Source organism: Streptomyces sp. NPDC058576 (assembly GCF_042718715.1).
Classification (GTDB): Bacteria; Actinomycetota; Actinomycetes; order Streptomycetales; family Streptomycetaceae; genus Streptomyces.
Genome location: NZ_JBHXPF010000071.1, coordinates 1 through 23,068, shown reverse-complemented (window position 1 = coordinate 23,068; position 23,068 = coordinate 1). Strand labels below are relative to the sequence as shown.

Annotated in this window: 15 protein-coding genes; 5 read left to right on the top strand and 10 right to left on the bottom strand. The window is 74.2% G+C overall.

From position 1 onward, the window contains the following. The first annotated feature begins 22 nt into the window (after positions 1-22). The gene (locus ACFWRV_RS31930; RefSeq protein ID WP_384339401.1) at positions 23-490 is read left to right on the top strand and encodes a Zn-ribbon domain-containing OB-fold protein; all 468 of its coding nucleotides are present in this window, start codon (positions 23-25) and stop codon (positions 488-490) included. Further along, positions 487-1,677 (top strand): lipid-transfer protein, encoded by a 1,191-nt coding sequence (locus tag ACFWRV_RS31925; protein WP_384339400.1) that lies wholly within the window; start codon positions 487-489, stop codon positions 1,675-1,677. Before ACFWRV_RS31930 ends, ACFWRV_RS31925 begins: the two co-directional genes overlap by 4 nt. 195 nt (positions 1,678-1,872) lie before the next feature. On the opposite strand, the gene ACFWRV_RS31920 is transcribed toward ACFWRV_RS31925, so the two are convergent. From ACFWRV_RS31920 to ACFWRV_RS31905, 4 genes are read right to left on the bottom strand one after another with little or no spacing between them, the layout of a single operon-like run. Next, a complete protein-coding gene (locus tag ACFWRV_RS31920) occupies positions 1,873-2,481 on the bottom strand; it encodes an ATP/GTP-binding protein (protein ID WP_384339399.1) in 609 nt (202 codons plus the stop codon). Continuing rightward, on the bottom strand, positions 2,462-2,899 hold the full coding sequence (locus tag ACFWRV_RS31915; protein ID WP_384339398.1) for a DUF742 domain-containing protein: 438 nt from the start codon (positions 2,897-2,899) through the stop codon (positions 2,462-2,464). Before ACFWRV_RS31915 ends, ACFWRV_RS31920 begins: the two co-directional genes overlap by 20 nt. A gap of 11 nt (positions 2,900-2,910) precedes the next feature. After that, a complete protein-coding gene (locus ACFWRV_RS31910) occupies positions 2,911-3,354 on the bottom strand; it encodes a roadblock/LC7 domain-containing protein (RefSeq protein ID WP_384339397.1) in 444 nt (147 codons plus the stop codon). Further along, on the bottom strand, positions 3,351-6,398 hold the full coding sequence (locus tag ACFWRV_RS31905) for a nitrate- and nitrite sensing domain-containing protein (protein WP_384339396.1): 3,048 nt from the start codon (positions 6,396-6,398) through the stop codon (positions 3,351-3,353). Before ACFWRV_RS31905 ends, ACFWRV_RS31910 begins: the two co-directional genes overlap by 4 nt. 565 nt (positions 6,399-6,963) lie before the next feature. On the opposite strand from ACFWRV_RS31905, the gene ACFWRV_RS31900 reads away from it, so the two are divergent. Continuing rightward, positions 6,964-7,317: a hypothetical protein gene (locus ACFWRV_RS31900; protein ID WP_384339409.1), complete on the top strand. Its 354-nt coding sequence runs from the start codon at positions 6,964-6,966 to the stop codon at positions 7,315-7,317. Positions 7,318-7,321: 4 nt separating this feature from the next. Here ACFWRV_RS31900 and ACFWRV_RS31895 read toward each other — a convergent pair whose 3' ends face one another. From ACFWRV_RS31895 to ACFWRV_RS31870, 6 genes are all read right to left on the bottom strand, one after another. Further along, the gene (locus tag ACFWRV_RS31895; protein WP_384339395.1) at positions 7,322-12,115 is read right to left on the bottom strand and encodes a hypothetical protein; all 4,794 of its coding nucleotides are present in this window, start codon (positions 12,113-12,115) and stop codon (positions 7,322-7,324) included. A gap of 59 nt (positions 12,116-12,174) precedes the next feature. After that, the gene (locus ACFWRV_RS31890) at positions 12,175-13,146 is read right to left on the bottom strand and encodes a hypothetical protein (protein WP_384339394.1); all 972 of its coding nucleotides are present in this window, start codon (positions 13,144-13,146) and stop codon (positions 12,175-12,177) included. A gap of 91 nt (positions 13,147-13,237) precedes the next feature. Next, positions 13,238-14,767 (bottom strand): hypothetical protein, encoded by a 1,530-nt coding sequence (locus ACFWRV_RS31885; protein ID WP_384339393.1) that lies wholly within the window; start codon positions 14,765-14,767, stop codon positions 13,238-13,240. A 163-nt stretch (positions 14,768-14,930) separates the two neighbouring features. After that, positions 14,931-18,560 carry a hydantoinase B/oxoprolinase family protein gene (locus ACFWRV_RS31880; protein WP_384339392.1) on the bottom strand — a complete coding sequence of 1,210 codons (3,630 nt, stop codon included), beginning with the start codon at positions 18,558-18,560 and terminating at the stop codon, positions 14,931-14,933. A gap of 96 nt (positions 18,561-18,656) precedes the next feature. After that, a complete protein-coding gene (locus ACFWRV_RS31875) occupies positions 18,657-20,075 on the bottom strand; it encodes a HEAT repeat domain-containing protein (protein ID WP_384339391.1) in 1,419 nt (472 codons plus the stop codon). Positions 20,076-20,364: 289 nt separating this feature from the next. Beyond that, positions 20,365-20,757 (bottom strand): ankyrin repeat domain-containing protein, encoded by a 393-nt coding sequence (locus tag ACFWRV_RS31870; RefSeq protein ID WP_010057417.1) that lies wholly within the window; start codon positions 20,755-20,757, stop codon positions 20,365-20,367. A 328-nt stretch (positions 20,758-21,085) separates the two neighbouring features. Here ACFWRV_RS31870 and ACFWRV_RS31865 point away from each other — a divergent pair, with 328 nt between their 5' ends. Then, complete coding sequence (locus ACFWRV_RS31865; RefSeq protein WP_006123109.1) at positions 21,086-21,280, top strand: hypothetical protein; 195 nt, start codon at positions 21,086-21,088, stop codon at positions 21,278-21,280. Between the two features lie 37 nt (positions 21,281-21,317). Continuing rightward, positions 21,318-23,009 (top strand): hypothetical protein, encoded by a 1,692-nt coding sequence (locus tag ACFWRV_RS31860; protein WP_384339390.1) that lies wholly within the window; start codon positions 21,318-21,320, stop codon positions 23,007-23,009. The last annotated feature ends 59 nt before the right edge of the window (positions 23,010-23,068 follow it).

Sequence of the window (23,068 nt, the reverse complement as noted above, 5' to 3'; positions counted from 1 at the left end):
AGATCCAGTGCCGGGAGGGGCTTTGTCGCGCACGCGCACACCCGTGGTGGCCGGTTGGTTCACCGAGGACGCCGCGGAGGAGGACTTCCGGCTGCTGGGGACCCGCTGCTCCGGCTGCCGGTCGGTCCACTTCCCCCGGGAGGACGGCCACTGCCGCAACCCGGGGTGTCCCGGGGGCGAGTTGGAGGAGGTGCCGCTGTCCAAGCGCGGCACGGTGTGGTCCTGTACCGACGGGCGCTACCGGCCGCCGCCCCCGTACGTCAGCGACCCCGACGCCCCCTGGACTCCGTACACCCTGGTCGCCGTCGAACTGGCCGCCGAGCGCATGGTGGTGCTGGGGCAGGCCGCCCCCGGGGTGACCGTGGCCGACCTCCCCGTGGGCTCGGTGGTGGAGGTGGTGCCCGGTGTCCTGGACGAGGACCGGGCGACCGGCGTCGTGCACACGACCTGGCACTGGCGGCCCGTACCGCTGCGGGAGGCCCGGTCATGACCGGCGAGGTGGCCGTCCTCGGGGCCGGGATGCACCCGTGGGGCAAGTGGGGGCGCGGCTTCGTCACGTACGGCCGGATCGCCGCGCTGGCCGCGCTCGCCGACGCGGGCATCGGCTGGCCGGAGGTCGGGTCGGTGGTCGGCGCGCAGACGGTGCGCGGGGGCTATCCGGGGTACGTGGCGGGCGCGACCTTCGCCCGGGCGCTCGGGTGGCAGGGGGCGCGGGTGGCCTCCGTGTACGCCGCGTGCGCTTCCGGGGCGCAGGCCATCGACACGGCGCGGGCGCAGATCCTGGCGGGGCTGGCGGACGTGGTGCTGGTGGTGGGGGCCGACGCGGCGCCCAAGGGGTTCTTCGCCCCGGCGGGCGGGGAGCGTCCTGACGACCCGGACTGGCTGCGCTTCCGGGTGCTCGGGGCGACGAATCCGGCGTACTTCGGGCTGTACGCCCGCCGCCGCATGGCGCTGTACGGGGACACCCCGGAGGATTTCGCACGGGTCAAGGTGAAGAACGCGGCGGCGGGGGCGCTGAACGAGTACGCCCGCTACCGCAGTCCGGTGACGGCCGAGGAGGTCGCCGCCTCCGCGATGGTCGCCGATCCGCTGCGGCTGCTGGACATCTGCGCCACGTCCGACGGGGCCGCCGCGCTGGTGCTGTGCAGCATGGAGTTCGCGCGGCGGCGCGGGGTGCGTGATCCGGTGCGGATCCGGGCCGTCTCCACCGTGACGCCGACCTTCCCGAGGACCGTCCTGGATCTCCCGGACATCGGCACGGACTCGGCGGTGGCCGTGGACCCCTCCCCCGAGAGCTTCCGGGCCTCGATCGCGCGGACCGCGTACGAGGAGGCGGGGATCGGGCCGGCGGATCTCTCGCTGGCGGAGGTCTACGACCTGTCCACCGCACTGGAGTTGGAGTGGTACGAGGACATCGGGCTGTGCGCTCCGGGCGAAGGGGCGAAGCTCCTGCGCTCGGGGGCGACCGCGCTGGGCGGCCGGGTCCCGGTGAACGCGAGCGGTGGTCTGGCCTCGTTCGGCGAGGCGGTCCCCGCCCAGGCGATCGCCCAGGTCTGCGAGCTGACCCGGCAGTTGCGCGGGCGGGCCGGACAGCGGCAGGTGCCGGGCGCCCGGGTCGGCATCACGGCGAACCAGGGGCTGTTCGGGCACGGCTCGGCGGTGGTGGCGGTCCGCTGAGTCGGGGTCCGCCCCGACTCGCCCCCGGGCACGCCCCGGCTGATCCCGGGGTTGTCCCAACAGGTTTTCTGTGTCCTTGACTTGACTGGCAGTCACCGCAGCAGAACACTCGGGACCCGGCGCGCCGGGCGACGTGCGGCCCGTACCCCTGTCGGCGGGGGTACGGGCCGTACGCGTGACCAGAACTCTCCCGGCTCAGGTGGCGACGGGTTCGCGTTCCCGTGCCGCCCGCTCCAGGGCGTGCTCCACGACCGCGATCAGGACGTCCCGCACGGAGGACCGGTCCCGGGCGTCGCAGACCAGCACCGGGACCTCGGGGTCGAGGTCGAGCGCGGCCTGGACCGTCTCCGTGGGGAACCGCTCGGCGCCCTCGAAGGTGTTGACCGCGACCGTGAACGGGATCCGCCTGCGCTCGAAGTAGTCGACGGCGGCGAAGCAGTCCTCCAGACGCCGGGTGTCGGCGAGGACGACCGCGCCCAGGGAGCCCTGGGCCAGTTCGTCCCACAGGAACCAGAAGCGGTCCTGGCCCGGTGTGCCGAACAGGTAGAGGACCAGGTCCTCCCTGAGCGTGATCCGGCCGAAGTCCATCGCGACCGTGGTCGTGGTCTTGGACTCGACCCCGTCGAGATCGTCCACCGGGCGGCCCGCCTCGCTGAGGCGCTCCTCGGTGCGCAGCGGCCTGATCTCGCTGACCGCGCCGACCGCGGTCGTCTTGCCGACGCCGAATCCTCCCGCCACCAGGATCTTCAGGGTGACGGGCTCGACGGGCCGCTGCTTGACGCGGCTAGAGCGCCCGAAGGCCATTGATTACCTCGCGAAGAATGTTCACGTCCGGCAGCTCGGCCGGCGGAACGGGACGGGTGACGTGCACCAGTTCGTCCTCGACGAGATCGCCGACCAGGACCCGTACCACCCCTACGGGGAGGTCGAGTTCGGCGGCGAGCTCGGCGATCGAGCGGTGCATGTCGCTGCAGAGTTCGACGATCGCCACGTGTTCGGGGGCGAGCGTCTGGTCCCGGCCGGGATCGTCGGCGGCCGGTTCCGGCACGACGAGCGCGATCAGGTCGAGACGGTGACGGGAGGCGCTGCTGGTACGCCCCCGGGTCATGGCGTACGGGCGGACCACCGGCCCCGCGTCCGCGTCGTACCAGCGCGAGGCCTGGGGGTCGGCGGACCCGTCCGGGGTTCCGGGGCCGGTGCCCCGGGGGGAGTCGGCGCTCATGCCCGCCACCCTCACCCTCCGGCGGGCAGACCGGTCGTCCGTGGGGCGTTGGCCAGATGGGCCCCCACGCGCTTGACCATCAGCGTCATCTCGTACGCGACCTGGCCCACGTCGGAGTCGGCCTCGGCCAGGACGGCGAGACAGCTTCCGTCGCCGGCCGCCGTGACGAAGAGGAACGCTTCGTCCAGTTCGACGACGGTCTGGCGCACCCGGCCCGCGTCGAAGTGGTGGCCCACCCCCTTGGCGAGGCTGTGGAACCCGGAGGCGACGGCGGCGAGATGTTCGCTGTCCTCGCGGGTCAGGTCGGCCGAGGCGCCGGTGGCGAGTCCGTCGCTGGAGAGCACCAGCGCCTTGCGGATGCTGGCGACGCGCTGGACGAGTTCGTCGAGCAGCCAGTTCAGTTCGCCCGCGCCGTGGTGTGCGGGGTTGTGTGCTGCGGCGTTCGGTGCGGTCATCGACCGTCCCCTCCCGGAGTGGTTCCTGGTGCTGTGCCACCGGGGTTGTCGGTGTCTTGGGTGTTCTCGGTGGTTTCGACAGTCTCGGTGGTCGCGGTGGTCGCGGTGTCTTCGGTGTCCTCAGCGGGTTCGGCGTTCTGCCGACGGCCGCGCTGCCAGCCGCGCTGGAGCGAGGCCATGCGGTCGCGTACCTCGTCGGCGTCGCGCTCGGCGTCGTCGAACGTGTCCACGGGCGCCCGGTGCACCGGGCGTTCCGGGGCATCCTCACGGAGCTGGCGGGCGAGGCTGGCCTGCCGGACCCGCCGGGGCAGTCCGCCCACGGTGTCGGGCGCCGGAGGGCGGGCCGACGCCGGGGTCTCCTCGCGCCCGGTCCCGGGCGTGCGGGGCGAGGCGGGCGGGCCCGGTGGCTCGGGTGGGTCCGGTGGCTCTGCCGAGCGGGACGGCTCCGCGGTGCGCGGGGCGCCGGCCGTGCGGTGGGCGGCGGCTCGCGTGGTCCAGGGTGCGTCGGCGCTACGGGGCCTGTCGGCCGCCTCGGGGGTGCGGCCGGCGGTGTGCCGAACCGGGCCGGTGGCCTTCGCCGGGGCGGCCGGGTCGTCGCCCGCGCCGTCGACCCGGCGGCCCCGGTCCGTGACCAGCGTCGGCGGGGTGCGGCGGGGCAGCGGTACGGGCCCGGCGGGGCGCATCGGGCGGACCTCCGCCGTGGGCTCGTCGCCGTGGTCGCGGGCCTGTTGGTGCTGCTCCCGGTCGGCGTTCCGGCGCGGGCTGCCGGGCTGGTCGCGGTCGCCCTCGCGGCGCAGGTCCCGGGCGCGGAAGATGCCGCCGCGCTCGCTCTCGGTGTCCTCCAGGTCGGACACTCCGTCCAGGACGGGGCCGAGAGCCGGGTCCAGGGCCGGGTCCGGCGAACGGTCCAGCGGGTCGCCGGCGAAGTCGAGCGGGCCGACCGGGGCTTCCAGCTCGACCGGCCCGTCCAGGACGCCGGGTCCGGTGAGCCCGGTGGGCACCGGCGACAGGACCGCGGACCTGCCGTTGACGCGGCGCTCCCCGCCCGGGGCCGTGCTCTGCGCGCCCGGTGCCGCATCGGAGCTCCGGCCGCTGCCGATCGCCCGCTCGGCCCGGCGGTCGAGGCGGAATCCGGTGCCGTGGGTGTCGGGGGCGTCGGTGAGCAGGGCCGCGGGGATGAAGACGACCGCGGTGGTGCCTCCGTACGGCGACTTCTGGAGGGAGACCCGGACGTTCTGCCGCTGGGCGAGCCGGCTGACGACGAACAGGCCCAGCCGGTCGGTGTCGGAGAGCTCGAAGTCGGGGGTCTCGGCGAGCCGCAGGTTGGCGTCGAGAAGGACCTCGGGGGCCATGCCGAGACCGCGGTCGTGGATTTCGAGCGTGAAGCCGTTGGAGACGCGTTCGCCGTGCACCTGGACCGCGGTGTGCGGGGGTGAGAAGACGGTGGCGTTCTCCAGGAGTTCGGCGATCAGGTGGGTGAGGTCGGCCACGGCCGGTCCGCCCACGCCGATCCGCGCCAGGCGCCGGACCTCGATGCGTTCGTAGTCCTCGACCTCGGCGACGGCGGCCCGCACCACGTCCATCAGCTGGATGGGCTTGCGCCACTGCCGGGAGGGGGCGGCGCCGGAGAGGATCACGAGTCCCTCGGCGTGCCGCCGCATGCGGGTGGTGAGGTGGTCGAGGCGGAACAGGTCGGCCAGTTCGTCGCTGTTCTCGGTGCGGCGCTCCATCGCGTCCAGCAGGGTGAGCTGGCGGTGCAGGAGGACCTGGTTGCGGCGGGCGAGGTTGACGAAGACCTCGGAGACGCCGCGCCGCATGTCCGCCTGCTTGACCGCGGCCTCGACGGCGGCCCGCTGGAGCGTGTTGAGCGCCTGCCCGACCTGGCCGATCTCGTCGGGCTCGTAACTGAGGTGCGGGGCCTCGGTCTCGACGTCCACCTGTTCGCCCGCGGCCAGCCGGCGCATGACGCTCGGCAGCCGGACGCCGGACACCTCGTGGGCGTCCTTGCGCAGTCGGGAGAGGTCGCGGACGAGCTCACGGCCGATGCGTACGGAGACGAAGATGGAGACGATCAGCGCCAGGAAGCCGAGGACTCCGGCGATCCCGGCCTGGGCGAGGACCCGGTAGGCGGCCGGTTCGGCGCGGTCCTGGAACCGGTTGCCCATCTCCGTGGAGTCGCCCGCCAGCCGGTCGAGGACGGGCACGGCCGCCTCCTCCCAGCGGGCGGCGTCGACGGCGCCGGGGAGCTTCGCCGGTCCGGCGGCGATCAGGGTGTCCTCGGCGGTGCGCAGCGGTTCGGTGCCGGGGCTGCCCCAGAACTGCTCGACGCGTCGGCGTTCGTCGGCGGGCAGGTTCTCCAGGCTGACCTCGTAGAGCAGCTCGCGCTGCGCCACGAGGCCGGATATCTGGCGCAGTTCGGCGGTGGTGAAGCGGCCGGCGACGAGGCCGGAGGCGATCAGCGCGTCCTCGCGCGAGAGCATCTCCCGGGCCCGGGAGACCCCGACCAGGGCGCGCATCTGCTTGTCCATCGACACGTTCTCCAGGGTGTGGAGTCCGTTGAGGAAGCGGTACGAGGGGTCGACGAGGCCGTTGTAGAAGTCCAGGGCCTTCGCCCGGCTGATGGTGCGCTTCTCGACCGATTCGCGCAGGGCCTCCAGTCCGTCGACGGCGCTCAGGATCGCGTCCAGGCGGCTGGTGTCGGCGGCGCTCAGGGCTTCCCGGACGTCCTGCTCCCGGGCGTTCTCCCGGACCTCGCCCACGATGCGGTCGGTGGCGGCGCGTTGGCCCATGAGGACGGGGAGCGCGTCGGAGGCCCGGGGGTCGGCGAGGAAGACCAGGGTCTGCCGTCGCTCGTCCTGGACGGCGCGGACGGCGTCCTCCAGCGGTTCGCTCACCTTCTCCACGATGGATCCGGCGCTCATCAGGTCGTCGGCCTGGCGGCCGGTGATGTAGGTGGCGAAGACCCAGAGGCCCGTGAGGGAGACGAGCGGCACCAGCAGCAACGCCACGATCTTCCTGCGGATGGACTTCCCGCGAAAGCGCATGGCCTCCCCCAGATCGGCCCCGCACCGCGGGGGTCGCCCCGCGCGTGGCTGCGCGGGTTGTCTTCTCCGTCAATAAACGGCGCGAGCCTACTACTGACACAGAGACAACTCGAAGAGACGTCCGGATGATTTTCAGCCGTCCTCCCTGAGCTTGATCACGAGTTGTCCGGGTATTCCCGGAGATGAAATTCGCGAAAGCGACAGAGGGCACCGGGCGGACTCCTCGGCACCGGCACGTATCAGTTGGCTGGAATTCTTCGCTCCGTGACCTTCTGTGCCCTGCGCGTGCTTTTTCGGGGGAATCTTCGGGACGGGTGGTTCGTCCATATGTACGGGGTAGGCGCACGGTGGGGTCGTGCGCGGCAGGACGGACGTGTTCCGCCCGCGTAGAACCGGCGCAAGCCGGGCAGCCACCCTGAAGTCGGACAGTGGTGGGGAGTTGAAGGCCTTGAGTACGCAGGAACGCGGGATCGCCGGAGCATCGGCGGCCGCGCGGACGGATGCCGCGGACGGGGTGCGGGTGCCGCGGCAGTTGTGGGTGGAGGAGCCGGCCTCGAAGCGGCGGATGCCCGATGCGGTGCGGACGGCCGCCGTGCGTGCCGTTCTGATCATGTCGCTGACGATCATCCAGGCGATGGTCGCTTTTCTGAGCACCTTGACCGGCTCCTGGCTGGCCTTCCCGATGGTGCTCAGCAGTGTGGCCAGCACGGTGGTCGCCACCTGGGCGGTCCTCGACGTCTGGGTGACCCGTCAGGTGTGGAACCAGCGCCACGGCGTGGTGTCCGTGCCGAGCAGCTCGGCCCGGCAGATACGCCGTGAGCGGCGCCGGTCCCGCCGGGCCGAGCGGGCGGCCGAGCGGGACGGCACGGGCGGCGGCATAAGCGGCCGCCGGAACACCGGCGACCTCTCCCGGGCCTGACGGGTTACGCGTCGGGCCGCGGCGGGGTCGCGGCCTCGACGGCGCCCTGCTCGCTCCGTTTGAACATGCGGGTCGCCGTGATCTCGCCGTGGACCGTCTCTCCGTCGGGGTCCTGCTGCGGCAGGCCGGGGCGCAGATGCTCCTCCACGCTGATGTATTTGAGCCCCGCCCTCAGGTCGGCGTCGTTGCGCAGCCGGATGACCAGGGGGAATTCCGCGAGCGCGGTCGTGTCGAAGAGGCCGGTCGTGTAGAGCAGCTGTACGCCCAGCGCGTCCGACACCGCCCGCTGGAGCTCCAGCAGGTAGGTGGCGTTGGCGCGGCCGATCGGGTTGTCGAGGAACAGGGTGCCCGCGTGGCGGTGGCGGTCGCGGCCCCGGTCGTTGCTGCGCAGGGCCGCCATCGTGCAGTAGAGGGCGATGGCGGCGGTGAGCAGCTGACCGCCGGAGAAGACGTCGCCCATCTGCCCGACCGGGACGCGCTCGGCGCGCAGGACGGCGTCGGGCTTCAGGATCTCCACGGCGATGCCCTTGGGCCGCAGGGCCGCCTCGACTCCCCTCAGCAGCAGGGACATGCCGTCCCGGCGCAGGTCGGAGTTCTTCTTGAGGGCGGCGTGGGTGGCCTCGTCGATGACCTCGCCGAGGCGTTCGGTGAGGGTGGCCTGATCGGGTTCCTCGAAGCGGATCCGGAGGAATTCCTGCCCCGACCACTCCCCCAGTCCTTCGGGGAGCTGGGAGAGCCGCTGGGCGGAGCGCAGGGTGGTGAGCGCCGACTCGACCAGTCCGCGCAGCCGGTCGACGATGGAGTCGCGGTTGCGTTCGAGCTGGACCAGCTCGTCGGTGAGGACGCGGAGCCGGGGGGCGAAGGCGTCCGCCCACTTCTGGGCGTGTTCGGGCAGCGCTGAGGCGGGCAGCTCGCGGATCTGCTGGCGGGCGGGGGTGCGGACCTGCTCGTACCGGGTGGAGTTGGCGTGCCGGACGAGGATGTCGCTCGCCTCCCTCACGGCGCTCTCGGCGGCGGAGAGGTCGGCGTTGCAGCCGCGCAGGGAGCGGCGGGACTCGGCGGCGGACTGCCGGGCCTCCTCCAGAGTGCCGGGGTACGGGTCGGGGTCCTCGCCCCCCTCCTCCGCGCCGTGGTCGCGCAGAAGGTCTCGCAGCAGGGCCGCGGTCTCGTCGAAGCCGCCGACGGAGTCCTCAGCGGTGCGGTGGGCGTGCAGCAGTTCGCCGTGGGCGGCGCGGGCGGTGTCCAGGGCGCCGGTGGCTTCCGCCAGTTCGGCGCCGGCGGTACGGAGCAGGGCCTGGGCGCTCTCGGCGTCGGCCGGGGCCAGGTCGTCCGGCAGCTCGGTGTGGTGCTCACGCTCGCCGTCGGGGGCGAGCCGCTCGGCCTCGCCGCGCAGCCGTCCCAGGTGCTCGCTGGCGGTGGAGGCGCGGGTCTCCAGGAGCTGGACGTGCGCCTCGGCGCGGGCGGCGGCGGCCTGGCGGGAGGGACCGTCGGCTCCGTCGGTGCCCTCCAGGAGCTGGGCGGCGCGGGTGCGGACCTTGTTGGTGAGGCGGTCCAGCTCGGCCAGGGCGGCGCTCTCGTCGCTCTCGGCGCGGGCCTGTTCGGCGCGCAGGTCGGCGCCGACGCCGACCTTCTCGTACAGCTGGGACGCGGCCCGGTAGGCCTCGCGCAGGGTGGGCAGGGCGGTGCGGGCCCCGGACTCGTCCTCCTCGGGGAGGACTTCGGGTACACCGGCGATCTCGGCGCGCTCGGCCCGCAGGGCGCGGGCGGTGCGCCGGGCGTCGTCCCCGGCGCGCTGGGCGGCCCGGCGGTCCTCGTCGGCGGCGCGGGCGAGGTCGAGGCAGACGGCGGCGCGGGCCTCGGACTCGGCGGCCTCGTCGACCAGTTCACGCAGCCGGGCCTGCCAGCCGGAACGCTCGCGGAGCCGGTGGGCGAGTCCCGCGAGGGCGTCGGCGACGCGGCGGGCCCGCTGGGCGGCTTCCTGGCGTTCGTCGCGGACCCGGGCGGTGTCGGCGGCGGCCTCGTCGGCCTCGGCGCGGGCGGTGCGCGCCTCGGCGAGGACAGCTTCGGCGCTCTCGGCGGCCGTACGGGCAGCGGCGGCGGCCTCGGCCAGTTCGGCGAGCATGCCGGGCGGGCAGTCGGCGCGCCAGGAGCCGATCCGGGAGGCGAGGGCGCGGTCCCCGGAGAGGCGGGCGGCGAGCGTCCTGATGTCCTCGTCGCGGGCGCCGGCGCGGCTGCGCAGCGCGTGGCGTTCCTCGTCGGCGGCGTGTTCGTCGTGCATGGCCGGGTTCGGCGGGACGAGGAAGACCCCGTCGCTCTGGGTCTCGGAGCCGGTGCCCGGGGCCGGGACGGGGGCGAGGAGGGCGGCGGCGGTGCCGACGGCCACGGCCGAGCGCGGCAGCAGGGCCGCGCCGCCGAGGACCTCGCGGGCGCGGGTGTGGGCGTCGGGGTCGGTGATGACGACGCCGTCGACGAGCTCGGGGCGGGCGGCGAGGACGGCGGCGTGGTCGGCCGGGTCGACGGCCTGGGCGAGGTAGCGCCAGCCGGGCAGGGCGGGGATGCCGTGCTCGCCGAGATACTCGACGGTGGCGAGGACGTCGGGGCCGGGCGGTAGCAGCCCGCCCTCACCGAGCGCGCCGAGGATGCGGGCGTCGTCGGCGGCGGCGGTGCGCAGATCGAAGAGGCGGCGCTCGGCGGCGGCGACGGACTGGTCGAGGAGGTCGCGCAGCTCGTCGGCGCTGCGGTCGAACTCCTCGGCGGTCAGGGGCTGCTGAGCGGTGGTGGGCTGATCGGCGAGGGCCACCGCGCGGTCGCCGGACGGTCCGGCGGCGGTGGCCGGGTCGGTGGCCGTGGTCGTGCCGTCGTCGCCCGGCCGGCCGGGTGCTCCAGGGGCGCCCTGCGCGGGCACTGGCGCCTCGTCGCCGGTCTCCCGGCGGGGGTGCGGGACTCCGGTGGTGGAGGGGAGGCTCAGCAGGTCGCCGAGGCGGGGGTCGGCGGCGATGGACTCGGCGGCGCGGAGCTCGTCCTCGTAACTCTGCTCGGCGGCCTTGGCCCCGTCGGCGGCGCGGGCGGCGGCCAGCTCGGCACGGCCTTCGGCAGCGGCCGCCTCGCGGGCGGTGTCGGCGGCGCCGCGCGCGGCCTCGCGGGCGGTGTCCCAGGCGGCGACGGCGGACTGTTCGGCGTCGCTGGCGGCGAGGGCCGCGCGGGCGGGGTCGGCGTCGGGCGCGGTGTCGTCGAGCCAGCCGGCCCGGACCGCTTCGGCGGTCTCCTGGCCGACCTCGGCGAGGCGCTGGCGCAGGTGTCCGGCCTCGCTGCGGGCGCGCTGGGCCTCGGTGGCGGCGACCGTGGCGTCGCGGTGGGCGCGTTCGCCGGTGGCCTGGAGGACGTCGGAGCGCTCCTCCTCCTCGTTGGCGACGCGCTCGCCCTCCTCGGCGGCCCTGTGCAGGGCGCGGACGAGGTCGGTGGCGGCGGCGCTGCGGGCGGCGAGGGCGGGGGCGGCGTCGCGTTCGGCCTCGCGGATGGCGACCGCGACCCTGGCCGAGCGGTCGGCGGCGGCGCGGTGGCGCAGGACGGCTTCGGCGGCCTGCCAGGCGGCGTGCAGGGTGCGGGCCTCGACCAGCTCCTTGCGTCCGGCGGCGGCGCTCTTCTCGGCGGCGGTCAGGGCGAGCGAGGCGTGCCGGTAGGCGAGTTCGGCGGCGATGAGGGAGCGGCTGCCCCGGGTGGTCTCGGCCTCGGTGACGGTGTGGGCGGCGGCGGTGACCCGTTCGGCCAGCTCGGCTGTGCGGCCACGCTCCTCGGCGGCGCGGGCGGCCAGGCGGCGGGCGAGGGTGCGGGTGCGGCGTTCGGCGCCGGCGTGGATGTCGCGGGCGCGGGCGCGGGTGTCGGTGGCCTCGACGATCCGGCCGAGGAGGTCCACGGAGCCGGCGGTGAAGTCGCGTTCGGCGGTCAGCTCGGCGCGGCGGCCCAGCTTGTTGCCGAAGCCGCTGACCAGGTCGGCGAGTCCGTCGGTGTCGCGGGTGTCGGTGACGGCGCGGAGCAGCAGGTCGGTGAAGTCGGAGTCCTTCTTCACCGCGAAGAGCCCGGCGGCCTCGCCCTCGTCGGCGTTCATCTCGCGCTGGTAGCGGAAGAGTTCGGGGTCGAGGCCGAGGTCGCCGAGGTGCTCGTTCCAGCGGTCGTGAATCTCTTCCCAGTGCACGTCGAGGTGCGCGTAGAACTTGCCCGCGTCCATCAGCGCGTCGCGGAAGCCCTTCATGGTGCGCCGCCTGCCGCGTGCGCCGGAGACGCCCTCGGCGGGGCGGCCCACGGCGGAGGATTCGGCGACGGGCAGGCTGTCCAGGCTGAGCCCGGGGCCGGGCCGGAACGAATACCACGCTTCGGCGAACTTGCGGGGGTCGCCCGAGACCTGACGGCCGCGCCACTCGCTGACCTTGCCGACGACGACGCACTCGCCGGTGAGGGTGTGCTGCCACTCCAGGGCGACGTGTCCGCAGTCGTCGGCGAGGAGGAACTTGCGCAGCACGCCGGAGCTGGCGCCGCCGAGGGTGTTGCGGTGGCCCGGGAGCATCACGGAGAAGATCAGCTTCAGCAGGACGGACTTGCCGCCGCCGTTCTCCAGGAAGAGGACGCCCGCGGGGGCGGGGCGGCGGGGCGGGCCGACCGGCTCGTCCTCGAAGAACTCCGCCTGGGCGGGGGCGGGGTGGGGGACGGGTGCGCCGACGCCGCGCAGGTCGAGGACGGTGTCGGCGTAGCGCGCACCGGCAGGCCCGATGGAGTAGAGACGGACCCGGGACAACTCGTACATGGCGGCGGACTCTCGTCGTTCGGTGAGCGGGGGTGGAGCGGGATGCGGGCGGGGCGGGGTCAGGAGTGGAAGGGCAGGCCCGCGTCGGCGGCCAGCTCCACGCTGTCGGGGTCGGGCGGCGGCAGGAGGGTGGCGGAGCCGTCGGTGACGGGGACGACGCCGAGCTCCAGCAGTTCGGCCATGGCGGCGCTGCCCGCCAGGTCACGGACCTGGAGCTGGTAGCGGGCGGTGGTGCGGTAGGCGCCGCCCGCGTCGTCGCCTGTGCGCTGGAGGAAGCCGGAGTCGGTGAGGAACGCGACGGCCTTGCCGATGATGCCGGTGGTGGATCCGGCGAGCCGGCGGGCGTCCTTGGTCGCGCCGGTGGCGCTCCGGCGGGCGTAGATCCGCCAGCCGGCTTCGAGTCCCGGGGCGTCGCTGGTCGGGTCGGTGTTGTCGCCCTGCTCCTCGGCGCGCTCCTCCAGCCGTCGGCAGGCCTGGCGTACGAAGGCGTCGACGCCGTTGACCGTGATGCGGCCGATGTAGGCGTCGTCGGCGAGGTCCTCCGGGCGGGGGAAGGCGAGGGCCGCGACGGCGAGATGGGCGAGGCCGTGCAGGAAGCGGTCGGCGGCGTCGGAGGAGGCGCGGCGGGCGTAGTCGCCCATGCGGACGGCGAAGACGGAGTCCTCGCCTGCCGTGACGGCCATCCCGGCGCGCGGGGAGACCTCCAGGACGATGAGGCCGAGGCCGGTGGCGACGGCGTCGGCGAGCCGGGCGAAGGCGCTCTCCTCGCGGTAGCGCCGCAGCAGGTCGGCGTATTCGGCGTCGCGGGCGGGCAGCAGCTTGGGCTGGAGTCCGAAGGAGACCAGCCGGGCGGCGTCGGCGGCGTCGGCCGGGGTGACGGGGGTCTGTCCGGCCGGCTCGGCGGCGTGCGGACGGTTGTGCGCGGAGTCGGCCGCGTACGTCGTGGAGGGAGCCCCGTTCGTCGTGGTGGGGCCCGCGTGCGCGGCGGGCTCGGTCCACGCGTCGGGGTGCTCGGCGTCGTGGTCGCTCACGGCTGGGACTCCTCGGTACGGATGCGGTGCGGGTGCGGAGGGCGGGCGGGGCCGACCGCGAGGGGAGAGGCGGCCGAGAGCGCGGGGCCGGTCACGAGGCCTCCTTGCGGTCAGCGGCCATACCGGCGGCGTCGAGCAGGGCGGTGCCCACGATGAGGTCGGCGCCGCCGAACTCGGGGTCCTCCAGCTCCGCCCCGTCGTCCACGGCGAACAGCAGGCGCCGCTCGCCCTGGCGGTAGGCGGTGCCGACGGGCGGGCTGGCGGCGTGGACGGCGAGCAGCGCGACCAGGTACGGCAGGTCGGTGTCGCCGGTGCGGCGGGCCTCCGCGAGCAGCCCGGAAAGGCGGCGCGGGGCGTCGTGCTCCAGGTCGAGCAGGGTCCTGGCGCGGGCGAGCTGCTCCTCGCTGAACCGGCTGTCGTCCGGGGTGGCGATCAGGTCGGGCTCGGGCATCTCCGCGCCCAGGTGATCGCGTTCCAGGGGCGGGGTGAGCAGCAGGTCGACCAGGTCCCCGACCCGTACGGCGGTGGGGGTGCGCAGTCCGGTGCCGTGGGCGAAGAAGGCGTCGGTGGCCCGGGTGGACTGCTCGACGGGGAGCGGGAGGAGCGGTGCGAGGAGCTGCCCGTACAGATCGAGGCCCGCGTGGGCGGCGGGCGGGGCGAAGGCCTGCCGGTCCTGTTCCGCGCGGAAGAGGGGGCCCGCTTCCAGGAGCCGGGACTGGAGCTGGGTGTGGCGGCGGATGCAGTCCTTGACGATGTCGACGAGCTCGGCGGCCCGGCGCTTGTGCTCGGGGTCCTCGGCCTCGTCGCGGGCCTTGCGGATGTTGGTGAGGATCGCGTTCTCGTGGCGGTAGCGGTCGGCCACGTGGTCGAGGGCCTCGGCGATCATGTCCGGGACGGTGTGGAGCCAGTCGACGGCGCGGACGTTGCGCCGGGTGGCCTCCAGGGTGCGGCGCAGGGTCTCGGCGTACTGCACGGTGCGGTAGCGGGCCTGTTCGGCGGCGAGCTGGGCGTCCGCGAGGCGGCCCCGGCTGATGAGGACCTCCAGCTTGACCTCGGCGGCGATCTGGGCGCTGGTGACATCGGTGTCCAGCGCTCCGACGAGGACGTTGACCGCTTCGTCGGTGGCGCGGAGGTAGACCGTGCCGCCGTAGCCGGGGACCTCCTCGATCAGCTTGAAGTCGTAGTCCCGGCGGACGTAGACACCGTCGGGGCCGTAGGTGCCGTAGACCGCGCGGAAGCCCCGGTCGACGCTGCCGACGTTGATCAGGTTCTCCAGGACCCAGCGGGCGACCCGTTCGTGCTCGGCGACGGGGCGGTCGGGGGCCTGGGCGCCGACCCGGGGCAGCAGTCTGGCCACTATCTGGTCGTGGTCGGCCCCGGTGTCGAAGTCCATGTTGAGCGTGACGTGGTCGATCGCGGCGAGGGCGACCTCCGCCATGGCGTACACCGTGTACTCGCCCGCCAGATTCGCCTTGCGGACGTCCAGGTCGTGCAGCGGCGCCGTGCACGCGAGCGCGCGCAGCCGCCGCGAGAGCCCCTCGTCGGCGGCGGGGCCCGGGGCAGGCCGCGGCCCCGCGCTGAGCTGCGGCGAGGCGGTGTCCGGATAGGCAGGCGAAGTCACGTGGGACAGATTAGGTCCTCGCACTGACAACGGTCGAAACGGCGTTTATGCGACCGGTCCCGACGGCGTTTACGCAACCGGTCCCGACGGCGTTCATGCGACCGGCCCGACGGCGTACGCGCGACCGGTCCCGACGGCGTACCCGCGACCGCTCCCGTACGGGCTACGACCCCGCGCGGCCGTATCCCCCGCCACCCGGAGTGCGAACCACGAGCACGTCTCCGGCGTCCAGTTCGGCGGTGTCGCACCCCTTCAGCAGGACCGTCCCGCCGTCCGCCCGCTCGATGTGCTGGCCGCCGAGCGCCCCGGGCTCCCCGCCGCCGGCTCCGTACGGCGGGACGCGGCGGTGTCCGGTGAGGAGGGCGATCGTGACGGGTTCCAGGAAGCGGATGCGGCGCTCGACGCCTTCGCCGCCGCGCCACCGCCCCGCTCCCCCGCTGTCCTCCCGTACGGCGAAGGACTCCAGGCGGACCGGCAGCCGCCACTCCAGGATCTCGGGGTCGGTGAGCCGGGAGTTGGTCATATGGGTCTGCACGGCGTCGGCGCCGGCGAAGCCGTCGCCCGCTCCGGAGCCGCTGGCGACCGTCTCGTAGTACTGGACGTGCTCGTTGCCGAAGGTGAGGTTGTTCATCGTGCCGGAGCCCTCGGCCTGCCCGCCGATCGCTCCGTACAGGGCTCCGGTGACCGCCTGGGAGGTCTCCACGTTGCCCGCGACGGTCGCGGCCGGGTAGGCGGGGTCGAGCATGGAGCCGGGCGGAATGGTCACTTCCAGGGGCTTGAGGCAGCCGCTGTTGAGCGGGATGTCCTCCCCGACGAGGGTGCGGAAGACGTAGAGGACGGCGGCCATCACGACGGACCTGGGCGCGTTGGCGTTGCCGGGCTGCTGGGGCGAGGTGCCGGTGAAGTCGAGGTGGGCGCCGCGGGCGTCCCGGTCGACGGTCAGCCGGACCTGGATCACGGCCCCGCTGTCGGTCTCGTACCGGCAGTGGCCGTCGTGCAGTCCGGCGACGATGCGGCGTACGGACTCCTCGGCGTTGTCCTGGACGTGGCCCATGTAGGCGTCCACGACGTCGGCCCCGAACTGGTCCACCATGCGCCGCAGTTCGGCGATCCCCTTCTCGTTGGCGGCGATCTGGGCGCGCAGGTCGGCGAGGTTGGTGTCCGGGTCGCGGGAGGGGTACGGGGCGGAGGCGAGCAGGTCGCGGGTCGCCTCGTCGCGCAGTCGGCCGTCGCGGACGAGCAGCCAGTTGTCGAAGAGCACGCCCTCCTCGTGGATCGTCCGGCTGAAGGCGGGCATGGAGCCGGGGGTGATGCCGCCGATCTCGGCGTGGTGCCCGCGCGAGGCGACCAGGAAGCGGAGCCGGCCGCCCTCGCCCTCGTCGAACACGGGGGTCACCACGGTGACATCGGGCAGGTGGGTGCCGCCGTGGTACGGGTCGTTGACGGCGTAGACGTCGCCGGGGCGCAGGGCGCCCTCGTTGCGGCGCAGAACCTCCTTGATCGACTCGCCCATCGAGCCGAGGTGCACCGGGATGTGCGGGGCGTTGGCGATCAGGTTGCCCTCGGCGTCGAACAGGGCGCAGGAGAAGTCGAGGCGCTCTTTGATGTTGACCGAGTGGGCGGTGTTCTCCAGGCGCACGCCCATCTGCTCGGCGATCGACATGAAGAGGTTGTTGAAGACCTCCAGCATCACCGGGTCCACCCGGGTGCCGACGGCGGTGCGTTCGGGGCGGGGGCTGCTGCGGGTGAGGACGAGATGTCCGGTGGGGGCCGCTTCGGCCCGCCAGCCCGGGTCGACGACGGTGGTGGCGTCGTCCTCGGCGACGACGGCGGGCCCGGTGACGGTGTCGGCGGGGCGCAGGCCCTCCCGGCGGTACAGCGGGGCGCGTTGCCACCGCCCCTCGGCGTACAGGTCCACGGTGTCGGCCGGGCGCGGCGGGGTGTCACGGGGCCCCGGCCGGGCGGCGGTCGGGGCATCGCCGGCCGCGCCGTTCGGGCCGGTGGCCCCGGTCTCCCCGGTGGCTTCGACCGAGACCGTCTCGACGACGACGGGCTTGTCCATCGTGAAGCCGAACCGGGCCCGGTGGGCGGCGGCGAACGCCTCGGCCATGGCGCTCTCCGCGTCCAGGTCCACCGGCAGCGCGGCGTCCGTCCCGGCGTACCGCAGCAGGACGCGGGCCCGGGTGGTGATCGCGGAGTCCGGCACTCCGTCGGCGCGCAGCGCTTCGCGGGTACGGTCGCCCAGCTCCGCGCAGAGTTCCGCCACGCGCTCCCGGGCGGCCGCGTCGAGCTCCTCCTCCACCGACTGCTCGCGCATCGCGGTGGCGTCGGCCAGGCCGATGCCGTACGCGGAGAGCACCCCGGCGAGCGGGGGGACGAGGACGGTGTCGATGCCCAGGGCGTCGGCGACCGCGCAGACGTGCTGGCCGCCCGCGCCGCCGAACCCGGTCAGCGCGTAGCGGGTGACGTCGTGGCCGCGCTGCACGGAGATCTTCTTGACGGCGTTGGCCATGTTGAGCACGGCGATCTCCAGGAAGCCCGCCGCGACCTCGGCCTCGCCCGGCCGCCGTCCGGTGGCGTGCCCCACCTCGTCGGCGAGCTCCGTGAACCGCTCGCGCACGAGGCCGGCGTCGAGCGGGAGGTCGCCGTCCTCGCCGAAGACGGCCGGGAAGTGGCCGGGCTGGACACGGCCGAGCATGACGTTGGCGTCGGTGACGGTGAGGGGGCCGCCCCGGCGGTAGCAGGAGGGGCCGGGGTCGGCGCCGGCCGAGTCGGGTCCGACGCGGTAGCGGCTGCCGTCGAAGTGCAGGACGGAGCCGCCGCCGGCCGCGACGGTGTGGACGCTCATCATCGGGGCCCGCATCCGGACCCCGGCGACCTCCGTTCCCAGCTCCCGTTCGAACGCTCCGGCGTAGTGGGAGACGTCGGTGGAGGTGCCGCCCATGTCGAACCCGATGACCCGGTCGTGTCCGGCCTGCTGAGAGGTACGGACCATGCCGACCACGCCGCCGGCCGGTCCGGAGAGGACGGCGTCCTTGCCACGGAAGCGGGCGGCTTCGCGCAGGCCGCCGTTGGACTGGAGGAACATCAGCCGGATCCCGTCGAGGCGGGCGGCGACCTCGTCGACGTACCGGCGAAGGACCGGTGAGAGGTAGGCGTCGACGACCGTGGTGTCGCCGCGCGGGACGAGCCTGATCAGCGGGCTGACCTCGTGGGAGCTGCTGACCTGGCTGAAGCCCGCCTCCCGGGCCGCGTCGGCGACGGCCCGTTCGTGGGCGGGGTGGCGGTAGCCGTGCATCAGGACGACGGCGGCGCTGCGCAGCCCGTCGGCATGGGCGGCGCGCAGCTGTTCGCGTACGGGGCCGAGTTCCAGGGGCCGTACGGTGCGGCCTTCGGCGTCGATCCGTTCGGGGACCTCGATGACGCGCTCGTGGACGCTCTCGGGAAGGACGATACGGCGGTCGAAGAGGCGGGGCCGGTTCTGGTACGCGATCCGCAGCGCGTCCCGGAAGCCCTCGGTGATCAGCAGGACCGTCGGCTCGCCCCGCCGCTCCAGCAGGGCGTTGGTGGCGACGGTGGTGCCCATCCGGACGGCGGCGACCCGGTCGGCGGGCACCGGTTCGTCCGCCTCCAGGCCGAGGAGCAGGCGGATTCCGGCGACGGCCGCGTCGTCGTAGCGGCCGGGGTCGTGGGAGAGGAGCTTGCGGGTGATCAGCCTGCCGTCGGGGCGACGGCCCACCACGTCGGTGAAGGTGCCGCCCCGGTCGATCCAGAACTCCCAGCGTCCGGTCATGGCGCCATTCTGTGCCTGGGGGCGGGAGGCCGCAGGAAGAGAAGGTCCGCGGTCTCCCGCCCCGGGCGCGAGAGGGGCCTGTCCGGGTCGGACGGGTCAGAGGGCCGGTGCGTCCGGCCCGATCCGGCTCCGAACCGCCGTCTGGACCTCGGCCTCCTCGGCCGGGTCGGCGGCGAGGCGGCGCAGGCGTTCGGCGACGCGGATGTCTCCGGTCTCGGCGTGCAGGGCGGCCACCTCGCGGGTGGTCTCCTCGCAGTCCCAGAGGCACTCCACCGCGAACCCGGTCGCGAAGGTCGGGTCGGTCGCGGCCAGGGCGCGGGCGGCCCTGCCCCGCAGGTGCGAGGAGGACGTCTCGCGGTAGACGTGGCGCAGTACGGGGGCGGCGCAGGCGATGCCGAGCCGGCCGGCTCCGTCGACCAGGGTCCACAGCCGGGGGGCGTCGGGTCCGTCGCCGCGTACGGCCTCCCGCAGCGCGCCGAGGACTTGGGGAGCGTCCTGGGTGGTGCCTCGGCAGGCGAGCACTCCGGCGGCCGAGGCTCCGAGGGCGTCGGGGCGGTGGGCCCAGCGCCTGGCCCGCTCGACGGCGGCGTCGCAGGTCATCCGCTCGAAGGCGGCGATGGCCGCGTCGGCGACGGTGCGGGAGGGGCTGTCGGCGGCGGCCTCGATGAGGTCGAGGACGACGGAGTCACCGGCCTCCGCGAGGTAGTGCAGGGCGGCGCAGCGGGCGCCTTCGGGGCCGCTGCGGGCGGCGTCGACGATCCGGGGCAGATCGTCGGGTCCGGCGACGGCGGTGAGGCAGCGGGCCGCGGGGACGTGCAGTTCGCTGCCGCGTTCCAGGGCCTGTTGAGCCCAGTCGAAGACGGCCTGGACGCTCCAGCCGGGGCGGGGACCCCCGGGGCGCATCTGGCGCTGCCATCGGTCGAACGAGCCCTGTTCGCCGGCGGCCCTGACCCGGGCGCCGACCGCTTCGCGCGGGTCGTCGGCCCACAGCCGCCAGGGGCGTGGCTCGAAGGAGTCGCGTACGGCGGCGGCGAGGTCGGCCGCGCCCTGTCCGGTGGCCGGGAAGCGGGCGAGGACGGGCAGCGCGAGGGAGCGCAGGCCGGCGTCGTCGTCGCGCAGGGCCAGCTCGTCCAGAGCCCAGGCCCAGTTGGCGCCGGTCGCCGCGTAGCGGCGGAGGAGGGCCAGGGCGTCGTCGCGTCCGTAGGAGGCGAGGTGGCCGAGGACGGACAGCGCCAGGCCGGTGCGGGAGTCGTCGGTATCCAGGTGGTCGTCGGGATCGCCGAGGTGTCGCTCGATCTCCTCGATACCGCCGTCGAGGTCGAGATAGAGGCGCGCGTAGTAGAGGGAGCGGTTCTCCACCTGCCAGTCGTGACGGGGGTCGCTCACGACGCAGTGGTTGAGGGCCGCGAGGGCCTCGGGGCGCGGTGCGGCGAGCGCGTGGAGCGTGCCGTCGCCGCGGCCCCTCTGCAGAAGGCCGAGCAGGGTGCCGCTCGGCGCTATGAACGGATCGAACATGGGAGAAAGCCTCACATCAAGCTGTCGACGCAACCGGGACTGTGCAGTGCCCCGTGCCTCTCGGCACGTGGGGGTGTCCGGGGGACACCGCTACGCCGCGCAGTGACATGATCGGCCGACCGCCGTCTTCCGCCTGGTGTAGAGCATCTTCCTCTGCCTCTCGTCGGTGGCCCTGAGCGGGCCCGCGACGTCATGATGACCCAGCCATTTCGCCACCGCGACCACATTTACGACGGACCGGTCAGCGGAGCCCACGGCGGACGCGCCCGGGGGCGCCCCCGCCGGCGTCTCACCGTGCACCGAAGCGTTCCAGCAGGTCGGACTTGCCGAACATCCGGGCCGTGTCCAGCGCGGACGGTGTTCCGGCGGCCGGGTCGGCGCCCGCGGCGAGCAGGGCGTCGATGACGGCGTCCTCGCCCTTGAAGACGGCTCCGGCCAGCGGGGTCTGACCGCGGTCGTTGGCCCGGTCCGGGTCGGCCTCGCGGGCGACGAGGGCGGCGACCGTGGCGGCGTGCCCGTGGTAGGCGGCGAGCATCAGCAGCGTGTCGCCCCGGTCGTTGGTGAGGTTGGCGGGGACTCCGGCCTCGACGTACGCGGTGAGGGCCTCGGTGTCGCCCGTGCGGGCCAGGTCGAAGACCTTGGTCGCCAGCTCGACCACCTCGGGATCGGGGGTTTCGCTCATCGGACGGACCGCCTTCCTTGACTGCTGCCGCGGCTGATCACCGCCGCGGTTGACCTCGTGGGGCGTACGGCACGGGGCCGCACGAGTGAATCGACAGGGTACTGCTCCCGGCCCGACATGACCCGGTCCGGGAGCGGCAAGGGATCACCGCGGCTGATCCTGCCCGGCACGGCCCGGGTGATGCCGCTCCCTGGAAGCGGACTTCTGTGGGCCGGTCAAGTGAAAGCGCGGGATATTCACTCGATTGCACCTTTTGTCGTATAGATACTTCCCGTGATCCTGGAAGGACTCATGGTGACTGTCCCCTTCAACCAGGAGAGAACCGCTCATGATCCTTTCCATCTCGGGCGTGGTACTGCTCGCCATCATCGTCTTCCTGTTCTTCAAGAAGGACGGGCTCAAGGCCTCCCACGCCATCGTCTGTGCCCTGTTCGGCTTCTACCTGGCCGGCACCGCCATCGCCCCGAGCATCACGGCGGGCGGGGCGAGCCTCGCCGGCCTGCTGGGCGGGATCAAGTTCTGACGCTCCGCAACCGCTCCCACCCCTTCAGGAGACCGACGTGGCCCGGCGACCACTCCCCCGCATTCTGAGCAGCGGCAGCGCTTCGATCACTCGCAGCAGAGAGATCGCGCGCACGGCCGCCGACAGTGCCACCGATGTCCTCCATCCGCTGATCACGGTGGTCCGCGGTCTGCGGCTGCTGGCCGTGTCCGGTCGGCAGAAGTGGGTCGCGACTCCCAAGGAACGGCGTGGTCCCAAGCTGTTCCTCGCCGCGGCCTGTGTGCTCGTGGTGGCGCTCGTCCCGTACGGACCGATCCTGGCCCTGATCACGGTGATGGGCGCTGCCGCCTGGAAGGGGCGGGAGCGGACCCCGGTGAGAACCGGGCCCGACGAGACGGAGACCGCACGCCTGCGGTCGCTGTACGAGGCGCTCGTGCCGTATTTCTCGACGGCCGACGACCCCGATCCGCTGTTCGCCCACGGCGGCGACTGGGCGAAGGCCTTCGAGGGCTACGCCTTCGACCAGGACGGGCGGCTCACCCGCCTCCACATCTCCTACCCCGCGTACTTCACGGACGGCGAGGCCGCGGCCCGCTCCCGGATCGAGCTGCTGCTCCACACCAAGTCCGGCCGGGGCCGCGAGTACCACTTCGGCTGGGACGAGGAGGCCAACCGCCTCGTCATGACCGTGCTGGACGCGCTCCCCACGACGATCGCCGCCCAGCGCTTCGTCACCGCCCCCGGCGAGAGCGTCCTCGGCTTCACCGACCCGGACGCCGTCTCGCGCACCGTCCCCGTGCGCGTCGGCGACACCACGGTGGACGCCTCGCCGGTGGTCTGGCGGACCGGCGGCCGCTCCACCGAACCGCACCTGCTGGCCGTCGGGCAGCCCGGCGGCGGCACCACTACCCTGATCCGCTCGATCGCCCTCCAGGCCCTCCAGCACGGCGACGTGATCATCGTCGACGGCGGCGGGGCCGGTGAGTACGGCTCTCTGTCCGGCCGCCCCGGTGTCCTCGCGGTGGAGTCCGGCCTCGGCGGGGCGCTGGCCACGCTGGAGTGGGCGGCGCACGAGACGGAGCGCCGCCTGATCACCGCCAACCTGGCCCGCCAGAGCGGCCGCCCGGCGCCGGAGGACATCCGTCGCCCGCTGTGGATCCTGCTGGACCGCCCCGGCGTGCTGGGCCATCTCGCGGCGGCCGACGGCAGGCCCGACCCGCAGGACCTGCTCCGGATCCCGCTGCGGCACGGCCGGGCGGCCCAGGTCACCGTCGTGCTGGCCGAGCAGTTCGACGCGCTGGACACCCTCACCGAGGCCGTGCGGACCCACACCCGCGCCCGCGCCGTCCTCGGGCCGGCCTCCCGCGAGCAGATCGAAGACGTCCTCGGCGCCGCACCGCACACGACTCCGCCGCCCGAGGTCCCCGCCGGACGCGGTTACGTCCGCCTGGGCGCGGGCCCGGTCCTGCGGCTCCAGGTGCCCGCCACCCCGGACCCGTACGACGACGCCACGAGCGACGCGCACCGGCGGGCGGTGCTCGACCTGCTGCCCGGCCGGGGCGACCCGATGGAGGCGGCCCCCTCGCGGGAGCCCGTCGACGGGGGTCCGGCGACGGAGCAGGTGCCCGTGGCCGTGGCCGGGGACGCGGAGACCGGTCCGGTCGAGGCGGTTCCGGTGGAGGCGATGGTCGCCGAGGCCCGACCGTCCGAGCCGCTGGCGAAGGCGCAGCCGGCCGGCGCCGAGAGCTGATCCGGCGCCCGCGAACAGCACGGCGGGCGGGGAGCGGGCCTGATGGTCCGCTCCCCGCC